Below are 12,391 nucleotides of genomic sequence, written 5' to 3' on the forward strand. Positions count from 1 at the left end.
GGTTCAGATCCTTGACACGGTGGTGGAGGTGACCGGCTGCAGCCGCCCGTGGAGGTGCACGAGGCTCTCCCCCGGCGCCCCCTCCCGCACGTGTTCGACGGCGGCGACCACCAGCTGGTGGTCGCCGACCCCGACCTGGTGCCGCCGTGCGCACACCAGCCAGCCCAGGCAGCCGTCGAGCAACGGCACCCCGTGCGGGCCCGGGTGCCACCCGGTGGGCGGGGCGAAGCGGTCGGCACCCCGCGTCGCGAACCGCTCGGCCAGCTCCGTCTGGTGGGCGCCCAGCAGCTGGATGCCGAACCACTGCGCGTCCCGGACGAGCGCCCAGGTGCTGGAGGTGTCGGCCAGTGCGAAGGAGACGAGGGCCGGGCGGGCGCTGAGCGAGGTGAACGACGTGATGGTGACACCGGCCGGTCCGGCCGGGCCCCGGGCGGTGAGCACCGTGACGCCCGAGGCGTGCGCGCGCAGCACCGAGCGCAGGGCGGTCGCCTCGACGGTCACGGGGTGGCCCCCGCCGCGGAGCGGAACGCCGGCCGGCGCAGCCCCAGGTTCTCGCGCAGGGTGGCGCCCTCGTAGGCGGTGCGGAACAGGCCGCGGCGCTGCAGTTCGGGCACGACCAGGGCGACGAAGTCGTCGAGGCCGTCCGGCAGGTAGTCCGGCATGATGTTGAAGCCGTCGGCGGCCTCCTGCACGAACCACTCCTCCAGCTCGTCGGCGATGGTCTCGGGCGTGCCGAGCAGGAAGCGGTGGCCACGCCCGGCCGCGACGGACAGATACAGCTCGCGGATGGTGAGCCCCTCACGGCGGGCCTTCTCGTAGATCAGCCGCTGTTTGCTGGTCGAGCCCTCGGTGGCCGGCAGTTCGGGGAGCGGACCGTCCAGCGGGTGGCCGGAGATGTCGACCATGCCGAGCTGGTACGACAGCATGCCGAGGCCGACGACCGGATCGACCAGGCCCTGGAGGGTGGCGTACTTGTCCTCGGCCTCCGCCCTGGTGCGGCCCACGACGATGAACGCGCCGGGCAGTACCTTCACCTGGTCCGGGTCACGGCCGTGGTCGGCGGCCTGCTTCTTCAGCCCGCGGTAGAAGGTCTGCGCCCCGTCCAGGGTCTGCTGCACCGTGAAGACGACCTCGGCCCAGCGGGCGGCGAAGTCCTGCCCGTCCGGCGACGAGCCCGCCTGCACGATCACCGGGTGACCCTGCGGCGGCCGCGCCACGTTCAACGGCCCCCGCACCCGGAAGTGCTCCCCCTCGTGCCCCAGGACGTGCAGCTTGCCCGGATCGAAGAAACGCCCCGACTCCTTGTCGTACAGGAACGCGTCGTCCTCCCAGCTGTCCCACAGCCCGGTGACCACCTCCATGAACTCCCGCGCCCGGCGATACCGCGCCGCATGCTCCGGCTGCCGCTCCAGATTGAAGTTGCGGGCCTCCGCGTCGGTCGCCGAGGTGACCACGTTCCAGCCCGAGCGGCCCGCGCTGAGATGGTCGAGGGACGCGAACTGACGTGCCACGGTGAAGGGTTCGTTGTACGTCGTCGACGCGGTGGCCGCCAGACCGATACGGGTGGTGTGCACGGCGAGCGCCGACAGCAGGGTCAGCGGCTCGAAGTGCACCATGCGGCCCTGCCGGCTCAGCTCCTCCGCGTCCCGGTACTTGGTGCGCACCCCGGCGCCGTCGGAGAGGAAGACCATGTCGAACAGGCCGCGCTCGGCGGTCCGCACGAGGCCGCGGTAGTAGTCGAAGTCGAGTCCGCCGTCGGGACGGGCGCGGGGGTGCCGCCAGGCGGCGACATGATGGCCCGGTGCGGGCAGGAAGGCGCCGAGCTTCATCATGCGGCGTTGCGGGCTCACATGGACCTCCGTGGGACGGGGATACGGACTTGGGGAGTTGCGTCAGCCGAGGCGGCGTACCGGCTCGCCCGCGAGGAACGCCTGGATGTCCTCCACGGCGTGGCCGTAGTACGTCGCGTAGTTGGCCTGCGAGACGTAGCCGAGGTGCGGAGTGGCCAGCAGCCGGGGAGCCGTGCGCATCGGGTGGTCGGCGGGGAGGGGTTCGACGTCGAAGACGTCCACGCCCGCGCCGGCGATGCGGCCCTCGTGCAGGGCGGCGAGCAGTGCCTCCTGGTCCACGATGGCGGCACGCGAGGTGTTGACCAGATGGCCGCCGGGCCCGAGGAGGTCGAGCTCGGCGGCGCCGAGCAGGTGGCGGGTACGGTCACCGAGGGCCAGGTGGACGGAGACGAAGTCACTGCTCACCAGCAACTCCTCCTTGGACGAGGCGAGTTCGACGCCCACCTCGTCGGCACGCTCCTTGGTGAGGTTCTGGCTCCAGGCGCCCACCCGCATGCCGAAGGCGAGACCCACCCGGGCGACCCGGCTGCCGATCTTGCCCAGGCCCAGGAGCCCCAGGCGGCGGCCGTGCAGGTCGGCGCCGACGGTCTGCTGCCAGGGACCGCCGGCACGCAGGGCGTTGTTCTCGGTCACCAGGCCGCGGGCGAGGCCGAGCAGCAGCGCCCAGGTCAGCTCCACCGGCGGGGTGGGGGAACTCGCCGTGCCGCAGACCGTCACCCCGTTCCGTTCCGCGGCCGCGAAGTCGATGACGGAGTTGCGCATCCCCGAGGCGACGAGCAGCCTCAACCGCGGCAGGCGGTCCAGCAGTGAGGCCGGGAACCGCACCCGCTCACGCAGCGTCACGACGATGTCGAAGTCGGCCAGGAGGGCGGCGAGTTCGTCGTCGCCGACGACGTGCTCACGGTGCACGACGACCTCGACCCGGTCCTGGAGAGGGGTCCAGTCGGCGGACCGCAGCGCGGCGTCCTGGAAGTCGTCGAGCACGGCACAGCGCAGTCGCATGTCAGTTGTCTCCGTAGTTCGTGCTGTTCACGGTGTTCATGACGGCGCCGAGGCCAGGGGCCGTCGGCAGGCCGATCACACCACGGTCGACCGTCGCGCCGGTGAACGGGTCACCGAGCAGACCGAGATGGCCGTCCAGGTCCAGTTCGTCGGCGAGCGGCGCCAGTTGGGCCATGGCCGTCACCCCGAGGGCGCTCTCCAGCTTGCAGCCGAGCATGACCCGCAGTCCGGCGCGCCGGGCGAGCGTGACGGTCTCGCGGGCCGCGAGGAGCCCGCCGCACTTGACCAGCTTGACGTTGACGCCGCTGACCCGGCCGGTCAGCCGCGGCACGTCCTCGGGACCGGAGCACTCCTCGTCGGCGTAGACCGGCACCGGTGAGTTCTCGTGGACGTACCGCAGCGCCTCCACGTCGCCGGGTGGCACGGGCTGCTCGAGGAGTTCGACGCCGTACCGGTGCAGTGCGCGGGCGACGCCCAGGGCCCGGCCGGGGGTCCAGGAACCGTTGCCGTCGACCCGGATGCGCCCGCCGTACACCGAGCGCAGCAGCCCGGCGCGGCTGCCGTCGTCGTCCGGGGTGAACTTCAGCTTCAGAACCGGCCAGTCGGCCAGCGCCCGGCCCCGGGCGAGGAGTTCGCCGTCCGGGCAGGCGCCGATGGACAGCGCCGTGGGCCCGACGGGCAGCCCGTCAAGCCCCAGCAGCCGGTGCAGAGGCTGACCACAGGCCTTGCCGAGCAGGTCGTGCAGCGCCATGTCCACGGCCGACCGGGCCACGGGGCCCACACCGGCGTCCGTCAGCCGGCCGAGGACGTGCCGCAGTTCGTACGGCGACGACGCCCGGGCCAGTACGGGGGCGCAGGCGTCGATCTCCGCGGCGCGAGCGCCGCGCGCGGTGCCGTGGCCCGTCAGCCCCCGCCAGGTCAGCTCGACGACGCTCTGAAGTACCTCGGTGGTGGTGCCCGTGTTGCTGACGAAGGGCTCCTTGAGCGCGACGCGGACGGTGTGGTGGCGCAGTCTCATCCCAGCGCCTCCTCGAACGCCCCGACCACCATGCAGGCCTGGCGGAACGTCAGTTCCCGGAAGCCCTCCGGCTCCACGGGCACCGCCGGGTCGCGCGACGTGCCGTCCGCGGGCACCCCGGCACCGTTCGCGAAGCGTCCCCGCAGATACGGCGAGAGCCGGTCCCGGTGCTCGCGCAGCCAGTCGAGCGCGACGTCGTGGGCGCCGTCCGGAGCGGCCGCGAGGACGGCCCGGAACAGGCCCGTGAGCAGTTCGCCGTCGGCGGGCGAGGTGCTCGGCGGGCAGAGCATGAAGACCTGGGCCGGCAGCAGCACGAAAGCCACCGGGGCGGCCTCGTCGAAGCCGCGTACCAGCGGAGCGGTGATCGCCCTGAGCGAGCGGACCGTCGAGCGGCGCGTCAGGTAGCCGCTGCGCCGGGGCGGGCAGCCCGCCATGGCCCGCGCCCCCCAGTGCAGATGGGTGACGAAGGGGCTCTCCGGGGTGCCGGCCGGGCGGTCCGGGCGGTGGGTGCCCAGCAGGCCGAACAGCACATTGGTCAGCTGCAGCGACATCACCGGCAGCACCGGGGGCAGCGCGGGCAGCTGCTCGAAGAACGCGGCCGGCTCGGCCAGGGAACGCACCAGCACCAGCGCGGCCTCGGCGAGCGCGCGGGCCGAGGGGTAGCGGTGCCCGTCCAGCAGGTAACCCGTGCCGTCGCGCACCACGGTGCAGCGGGACACCTCGCCGTCCAGCCGCACGGCATGGCTGATCAGCTCCGGCAGCCTGGTGCCCTGCCGGGCGGTGGCGTCCGACTGCTCGACGAGCAGCGTGAGCATGTCGGTGACCAGAGGAGCGCGGTCCACCAGCACCGTGGCCCACTGCCGGAAGCGGTAGCCGGGGATCTTCAGCATCCGGCGCCAGTGCAGGTCGACGAGGGGGACCAGTTCGCCGTCCACGTCCGCCCGGGTCAGCGGGCAGAACAGCGGCCGGCTGCGGTCCCGCCGGACGAAGCGGCGTCCGTCCCAGGTGTGCAGCGCCAGGATGTCCCGCTTGCCCTGCTCGATCAGCGAGCCGGGCTGGTAGGCCTCGTCGCCGCCGTCGGTGTCGGCCTCGGTGCGGGTGAAGCCGTAGATCAGCGGATAGCCGTGGCCGGCGCCGCAGACGGCGGTGTTGAAGTCCATCGGCCCGGACCGCCCCAGCGCGATGTCCTCCCAGTTGCCGAGGTGCCCGGTGCGCGGCGGCACCAGGTCCTCGTGCCGCCCGAGCAGTTCGAGGAGGACGCCGATCGGCAGGTCCCGGGTGCCGACGTGGACCGGCGCGAAGGCCTTCTCGCCGGCGGCGAGCGCGTCGGCCTCCGCGGCGGAGCGCAGACCGAGTTCGTCGAGGAGCTGACCGTTCACCGCGTCTCTCCCTCCCGCAGCCGGCCCAGCAGGTACGGCAGGGTGCCACCGGCCCGCAGGACGTCCCACTCGCCCGCGGACCGGACGTCGGCCCGCGCGGTGAACGTGACGCCGCCGGCGGTGACCTCCGCCTCACCCGTCTCCCGCACCCGCTCCAGCGCCAGGTGGAACTCCTCCCGCCCGGTGAGCCCGAGGCCGGCCCAGCCGTGGCCCTCGGGCAGCAGCAGCGGCAGAACGCCCATGGCGCAGAGGTTGGCGCGGTGGATGCGCTCGAAGCTCTCGGCGAGGACCGCCCGTACCCCCAGCAGCCAGGGGCCCTTGGCCGCCCAGTCCCGGGAGGAGCCCATGCCGTAGGAGCGGCCCGCCAGCACGATCAGCGGGGTGCCCTCGGCGGCGTACCGGCACGCGGCCTCGTACACCGGCAGGCGCTCGCCGCTCGGCAGGTGCAGGGTCCTGCCGCCGCTCTCGCCGTCCCCGACCAGGTGGTTGCGCAGGCGGGGGTTGCTGAAGGTGCCGCGGGCCATCACCTCGTGGTTGCCGCGCCGCGAGCCGTAGGAGTTGAAGTCGCGCACCCCGCGCTCACTCAGGTGCCGGCCGGCCGGGGAGCCGGCCGGGATGGCACCGACCGGTGAGATGTGGTCGGTGCTGACGTCGTCGCCGAGCGCGAGCAGCGCGCGGGCGCCGGTGAGGGGACCGGAGCGCGGACGGGCGTCGGCATAGGCGGGGGGACGGATGTACGTGGAGTCCTCGTCCCAGGGGAAGACCTCTCCCTCCGGTGCGGTGAGTGCGGCCCAGCCCGGCTGCCCGCCGGTGTCCTCGGCGAAGACCTCGGGGGTGACGAACTCCACCTCCAGGGCGCGCAGTTCGGCGTCGTCCGGCCACAGGTCGCGCAGCAGGACGGGAGTGCCGTCGGGGGCGGTGCCCAGGGGCTCGCGGTCGAGGTCGGCACGGACGTGCCCGACGAGGGCGAGGGCGACGACCAGGGCGGGCGAGGCCAGGTAACCGGCCCGGACCTGGGCGTGCACCCGGGCCTCGAAATTGCGGTTGCCGCTGAGCACCGCGGCGACGGTGAGGCCGGCGTCGTCGACGGCCTCACCGACGCCCTCGTTCAGCGGGCCGCTGCCGCCGTTGCAGGTCATGCAGCCGTACCCCGCGACGTGGAAGCCGAGCTTCTCCAGGTCGTCGAGGAGCCCCGCGTCCCGCAGATAGCGGGTCACGGCCCGGGAGCCGGGCGACAGGCTCGTCTTCACGTGTCCGGGCACGGTCAGCCCGCGCCGCACCGCCCGCCGGGCGAGCAGTCCGGCCGCCAGCATCGCCCTCGGGTTGGAGGTGCTGGTGCACGACGTGACGGACGCGATGACGAGGTCGCCGTCGGTGACACCGCCGTGCGTCCGGGGCGCGGCCGGGTGGAAGGCGGCGAAGGAGCCGGGCAGTTCGCCCAGTGGGATCCGCTGGTCGGGGCGGCTGGGCCCGGCCAGGCTGGGCCCGACCTCCCCCAGGTCGAACTCGATCACCCGCCCGAACCGGGGCTCGTCGCCCGTACGCAGCAGGCGCTGGCGCCGGCAGTACTCCGCCACCAGGACCGTGTCCCGCTCGGCGCGGCCGGTGCGCCGCAGGTAGTCCAGGGTCTCCTCGTCCACCGGGAAGAAGGCGGACATCGCACCGTACTCGGGCGCCATGTTGGCGATGGTGCAGCGGTCGGGGGCCGGCAGCGCGGCGGCCGACGGGCCGGTGAACTCCAGCATCAGGCCGCGGACGCCGGCCCGGCGCAGCCGCTCGGTCAGGGCGAGGACCACGTCGGTCGGCGAGGTGCCCGGCCGCACCGCGCCGGTCAGCCGCACCCCGACCACGGGCGGGACACGGATCGGCTGGGCGAGGCCCAGCATCAGCGCCTCCGCCTCCAGGCCTCCGGCCCCCCAGCCGAGGACGCCGAGGCCGTTGACCATCGTGGTGTGGCTGTCGGTGCCGATCACCGTGTCCGGGTGGAGCAGGTCACCGTGTCCGGGCGCGACGACGGTCGCCAGCCGTTCCAGGTTGACCTGGTGCACGATGCCGCTGCCCGGCGGGACGACCCGCAGGCCCTCGAAGGCCCCCTCGGCCCACTTCAGGAACGCGTACCGCTCCCGGTTGCGCCGCGTCTCCAGCGCCTCGTTGCGGGTGAGCGCGTCCGGCCGCCCCGCGAAATCGGCCTGTACGGAGTGGTCGACGACCACGTCGACGGGCAGCGCGGGGTTGACGCGGCGCGGCTCGGCCACCCGGTCGCGCAGCGCCGCGAGGTCCACCAGGAGCGGGATGCCGGTGTAGTCCTGCACGAGGATGCGGGCGGGCCGGAACGGCATCTCCAGGCCGGGTTCCTCCCCCGCCGCCAGCCGCTTGCCGAGCGTGGCGGCCGCCGCGGCGTCGCCCGCCCGCAGCAGGGACTCCATCAGCACGCGGCCGGTGTAGGGGACGGCCCCGAGGTCGAAGCCGTTCGCGTCGGCGCACTCGGGCAGGCCGTACAACTCGACCGCCCGCCCGGCGAGCCGGGTCCTGATCGGCGTGGTCATCGGGCCGCCGCCTCCCGGGCCGCCGGCAACTCCAGGCCGCGCGGCCCGACGTAGTCGAGGAGGGGCCGGATGAGGACGTTGTTCGACTGCTGCTCCAGGGCCTGCGCCACCCAGCCGGCACCGCGGCCGACGGCGAACAGCGCCGCCGCGAGGTCGTCGGGCAGGCCCAGCAGCCGGTAGGCGAGGCCGGCGTAGAGGTCCACGTTGGGCGCGAGGCCGTGCCGGCCGTAGGGCCGCATGGCCTCGGCGACGGCGTCGAGGATGTCCAGTCCGCGGCTGTCGCCCAGCTCCCGGCTCAGCTCGACGACGGTGGACCGCAGGTGGCGTACTCGCGGGTCCTCCGTGCGGTAGACCCGGTGGCCGAAACCCATCACCGGCTCGCCCCGGCCACGCAGGTCGGCCACGTACCGCTCGGCCCGCTCGGGCGAGCCCACGTCGTCGAGGAGCCGCATCACGCGTTCGGCGGCACCCCCGTGCACGGAACCGGCGAAGGTGGCGACGGCCGCGGTGACCGCGGCGGCCATCCCGGACCGGGAGCCGATGGCGACGCGGGCCGCGAACGCCGAGGCGTTGGAGCTGTGGTCGGCGTGGACGATGAGTCCCTTGTCCAGGAACCGCACCGTGGCCGGTGTGGGCCGCTCGCCGAGCAGGACGGTGAGGAACGCCTCGGCGTAGGAGGTCTCCTCGTCCGGGACGGACGGCTCGCGGCCGCTGCGGACGGCGTGATGGGCGGCGACGAGCATCGGCATCCGGGCGATCAGCGCGATGCCGGTGTCACGGGCCTGGTCGTACGTCTCGTCCGCGCCGGCCGCCCGCCGGGTCTCGAGGGCGCCCAGCGCGGAGACGCAGGTGCGCAACGCGTCCATGGGGTGGGCGTGCGCCAGCGAGCGGACCAGGTCGAGCACCGGGGCCGGCAGCGCGCGGGCGGCGCGCAGTTCCTTCTCGAAGGCCGACAGCGCGGCGGCGTCCGGGAGTTCGCCGTGCACGAGGAGGTGGGCCACCTCCTCGAAGGACGCGCGCTCGGCCAGGTCGTGGATGCTGTAGCCGCGGTACTCCAGGGTCCCCTCGGCGCCGTCGATGCGGGTGATGGTGGTCCGGTCGAAGCTGACGCCGTCCAGCCCACGGTGCACGGTGTGCCGTTGCCCGGGGGCGGTCGCCGGAACGGGGGCACGGCCCTCGGCGAACTCACGGATCGCCCCGACCGAGCGCAGGGCGAGCGTGAGTTCGTCGTCGACCGTCACGCCGTACGTCTCCTCGAGGGCCACCATCAACGAGATGTGGCCGAGCGAATCCCATTCCCGGATCGACTGATATTCGAGGGCGTCGGAGACCCGGTCCTCGGTGATGCCCAGGGTGCGGGCGACGAGGGCGTCGACGCTGCTCATGGTTCCCCTCCTGCGATTGGTCATGTGCGGGTGACGTTCGGCGGTGCGGCGGGCGTCAGCCGTGGTCGGCCGCCCGCTCCGCCAGCCACCGGCGCAGCGCGGCCCGGTCCACCTTGCCGTTGGCGTTGACCGGCATCTCCTCGACGGCCTGCACGGACCTCGGCACCATGTAGACGGGCAGCCCTGCCGTGCAGGCGTCGGTCAGCGCCGCCGTGTCGCCGGCGCCGGACACCACGGCGGTGATCGTGCCGGGGTCCGGCCACTGCAGCGCCACTGCCTCCAGGGCCCCGGCCCGGCGCAGCAGGGCCTCGACCTCGCCCAGTTCGACCCGGTGACCGCCGATCTTGACCTGCTGGTCGTTGCGGCCGAGGCAGACGTACCGGCCGTCCAGGTGCCGCACCACGTCGCCGGTCCGGTAGTACGTCAGTCCGTCGCGTTCGAAGTACCGCTCGGCCGTCAGCTCCGGCGCCCGCCAGTAACCGGGGGTGGTCTGCGGCCCGGCCAGGCACAGCTCGCCCGGTTCGCCGTCCGGCACGTCGGCCAGCCGCTCGTCGACGACCACGGCGGTCAGCCCCGGGTAGGGCCGGCCGATCGGCACGTTGTCGTGGACGCACTCGGCGGGACCGGCCACCGGGTCCCAGCGGTGGACGGTGCAGGCGATGGTGAGTTCGGTCGGCCCGTACAGGTTCTCCACGGTGGAGTACGGCGCCGCCGCCTGCCAGGCCTCGGCGGTGGCCCGGGGCAGCGCCTCGCCGCAGAACAGGCTCCAGCGCAGCGTCGGCATCGTGCCGGGTCGCAGCACCCCGCGCCGGCGGAGCACGGCGGCGACGGACGGCACCGAGAACCAGACGGTGACGCCGTTGCGCTCCAGGTACTTGAAGGGCGCGAGCAGCTCGATGGGGTCCATGGAGCACACGCGGGCGCCGTTCTCCCAGGCCATGAACAGGTCGAAGACCGACAGGTCGAAGGTCTGGTCGAAGGTCTGGGTGAGCCGGTCATCGGGGGTCAGCCGGTAGCGGTCCTGGTTGACGTCGAGGAACGCGCGCACGTTGGCATGGGTGACCGGCACCCCCTTGGGCGCGCCGGTGCTGCCCGAGGTGAACAGCAGGTAGGCCGGGTCGTCGGGGGCGGGCTCGGGTAGTTCGGCCGGCGCCGCGAACGCCGCGAGGTCGGTCGCGTCCAGCACCCGGTACGAGTCGTCGAGGCCGGGCACCTCCGCCCGTTCGGCATCAGGCAGCAGAACGACCGGACAGGGGTCCGACCCCTCCAGCAGTTGCGGGAGCTGAGCGGCCGAGGCGGCGTCCGCGAGGACGGCGTCGACCTCGGCGCGGGCCAGCATGACACGGGTCCGCGCCGGCGGGAACTTCCGGTTCAGCGGGACGAAGGCGGCGCCGGCGAACAGCGCGGCAGCCACACCCAGGTAGGAGACCTCGCTGCGCTGGGCGAACACCCCGATCCGGCGGGGGCGGCCGCCGGTCGCCTCGACGAGGGCGGCGGCCCAGCGCAGCGCGGTGGCCACGGTCTCCTCGTAGGTGTAGTCGCGGCGCCCGATGGTGAGGGCGACGCGGTCGGGAAGGGCGCTCGCGTGGTGGAGCAGGCCGGCGCCCAGGCGTCGGTCGAGTGCTGTGGTCATGTCGGTCCGAACTCCGGTGACGGGAAGCCGGATCGACGCTAGCCGCAGCCCGGGCGGGCCGGTCCCTTGCGAGCGCACTGCTCCTAAAACAAGCAAATCCCCTTCTGCTCATAGGTCTCGTACTGCGCGGCATGCGGTTCACGAGCAGAACGGTCTTTTCGCGGTTAAGTCCCTTTGTGAGCGCAAGCCTCGGCGGCCCGGGAGGTGACCTAGCCTCGCCGGGAGAGAAGAGCGGGCAGAGAAAGAGCGAGGAGCGTCATCGGATGAAATCCCTCCTGCCTCCGCCCGGTCCCGCGCGCCTCCTCACCGTCATCACCATGGTGATGACCCTGGGCCAGGGACTGTGGATGGCGCTCAGCGCGATCTACGCCGTCACCGTCCTGCATCTGACGGTGGGTCAACTGGGCCTCAGTGTGAGCGTCGCCGCCGCGATCGTCCTGCTGTGCAGCATCCCGCTCGGGCATCTGGCCGACCGGGCCGGCCCGCGCACCGTGCAGATGTGGTCGTTCCTGGTACTGGCCGCGCTGACCTGCGCGCTGCTGTTCGCCGACGAGTTCTGGTCCTACCTGGTCATCATCTCCGCCCAGAACATCGCCTACCGGTCCGGCCGCAGCGCGCGCAAGGCCATGATCGCGGGCCTCATCCCCTCCGGGGACCGGGTGACCGTCCTGGCCCAGGTGCGTGCGGCCTCCAACGCGAGCGTCTCGGTCGGGGCGTGCCTCGCCGGACTGGTGCTCGCGGTGGGTTCACGCGCGGCCTACCAGGGCGCGGTGGGTTTCATCGCCGTCACCTTCCTGGTCACCGGCCTGCTCACGATCAAAGAGCCGCCCGTGCCGCCGGTGCCGTCCTCCGCCGGTTCCGCGGTCGCGGTGCTGCGGGACGTACCGTTCCTCGCCTTCGCCGCCCTGGACGGGCTGCTGACCACGCACGCCATCCTGCTCGACGTGGTGCTGCCCCTGTGGGTGCTGCGGCACACGGGCGCGCCCCGGTGGATGAGCGCGGCCATCCTGCTGGTCAACACCATCCTGGTGGTGACCGTCCAGACCCGGGCTGCCCGTGGCGCGGACCACCCGGCGGCCGCCGCGCGGGCCAGCTTCCAGGGTGCGGGCTGCGTCGCGGCCGCCTGTCTGGTGTTCGCGCTGAGCGACGGGGCCGCCCTGGTGCCGGCCTGTCTGCTCCTCGTGGTGGGCGCCGTCGCCCACGCCCTCGGCGAGGTGCGCCAGGCGGCGGGCAGCTGGGGCATCGCCTTCGAACTGGCCCCGGACCACGCCCAGGGCCAGTACCAGGCCACGCACGCGATGGGCGCCGACATCGGCAAGATGCTCGCCCCCGCGGTCTTCACCTGGCTGGTGCTCGACCACGGAGCGCGCGGGTGGGTGGTCCTGGCCGTGGCGTTCGCCGCTCTGGGCGCGGCGATGCCGGCCGTGGTCTCCCGCGGCCTGCGCAGACGCTCCTCCTCCGGCACAGCCCACGAGACGGACGCCGACGCCGGGGAAGTGACCGCGGCCGGCTGAGCCCTCGGCGGCCGGATCAAGGTCTCCGTTCCGAACACCACCTACGCAAGGGTTGGCAGGGCTC

The 12,391-nt window shown here is 73.5% G+C and carries 9 protein-coding genes; 1 reads left to right on the top strand and 8 read right to left on the bottom strand.

Annotated features, from left to right (window positions below; translation table 11 throughout):
- Nucleotides 1-3 precede the first annotated feature (3 nt).
- The 8 genes from ACJ9NR_RS13045 to ACJ9NR_RS13080 are packed head-to-tail and all read right to left on the bottom strand — an operon-like array spanning nt 4 to nt 10,813.
- On the bottom strand, nt 4-501 hold the full coding sequence (locus tag ACJ9NR_RS13045) for a flavin reductase family protein (protein WP_412487714.1): 498 nt from the start codon (nt 499-501) through the stop codon (nt 4-6).
- The gene (locus tag ACJ9NR_RS13050; protein WP_412487715.1) at nt 498-1,850 is read right to left on the bottom strand and encodes an LLM class flavin-dependent oxidoreductase; all 1,353 of its coding nucleotides are present in this window, start codon (nt 1,848-1,850) and stop codon (nt 498-500) included. The genes ACJ9NR_RS13045 and ACJ9NR_RS13050 overlap by 4 nt, the downstream gene beginning before the upstream one ends.
- Before the next feature lie 42 nt (nt 1,851-1,892).
- Nucleotides 1,893-2,852: a D-2-hydroxyacid dehydrogenase family protein gene (locus tag ACJ9NR_RS13055; protein WP_412487716.1), complete on the bottom strand. Its 960-nt coding sequence runs from the start codon at nt 2,850-2,852 to the stop codon at nt 1,893-1,895.
- A 1-nt stretch (nt 2,853) separates the two neighbouring features.
- Nucleotides 2,854-3,870 (bottom strand): enolase C-terminal domain-like protein, encoded by a 1,017-nt coding sequence (locus tag ACJ9NR_RS13060; RefSeq protein WP_412487717.1) that lies wholly within the window; start codon nt 3,868-3,870, stop codon nt 2,854-2,856.
- Nucleotides 3,867-5,249: a DUF6025 family protein gene (locus ACJ9NR_RS13065; protein ID WP_412487718.1), complete on the bottom strand. Its 1,383-nt coding sequence runs from the start codon at nt 5,247-5,249 to the stop codon at nt 3,867-3,869. The genes ACJ9NR_RS13060 and ACJ9NR_RS13065 overlap by 4 nt, the downstream gene beginning before the upstream one ends.
- Entirely contained in the window at nt 5,246-7,795 is a 2,550-nt protein-coding gene (gene acnA, locus ACJ9NR_RS13070) for an aconitate hydratase AcnA (RefSeq protein ID WP_412487719.1), read from the bottom strand. Before acnA ends, ACJ9NR_RS13065 begins: the two co-directional genes overlap by 4 nt.
- Nucleotides 7,792-9,180 carry a citrate/2-methylcitrate synthase gene (locus ACJ9NR_RS13075; protein ID WP_412487720.1) on the bottom strand — a complete coding sequence of 463 codons (1,389 nt, stop codon included), beginning with the start codon at nt 9,178-9,180 and terminating at the stop codon, nt 7,792-7,794. The genes acnA and ACJ9NR_RS13075 overlap by 4 nt, the downstream gene beginning before the upstream one ends.
- Before the next feature lie 55 nt (nt 9,181-9,235).
- A complete protein-coding gene (locus ACJ9NR_RS13080; protein WP_412487721.1) occupies nt 9,236-10,813 on the bottom strand; it encodes an amino acid adenylation domain-containing protein in 1,578 nt (525 codons plus the stop codon).
- Nucleotides 10,814-11,076: 263 nt separating this feature from the next.
- Between ACJ9NR_RS13080 and ACJ9NR_RS13085 the strand changes: the two genes are divergently transcribed.
- Nucleotides 11,077-12,327: an MFS transporter gene (locus ACJ9NR_RS13085; RefSeq protein ID WP_412487722.1), complete on the top strand. Its 1,251-nt coding sequence runs from the start codon at nt 11,077-11,079 to the stop codon at nt 12,325-12,327.
- Nucleotides 12,328-12,391 lie beyond the last annotated feature (64 nt).

It is taken from the genome of Streptomyces sediminimaris (genome assembly GCF_047049295.1).
Classification (GTDB): Bacteria; Actinomycetota; Actinomycetes; order Streptomycetales; family Streptomycetaceae; genus Streptomyces; species Streptomyces sediminimaris.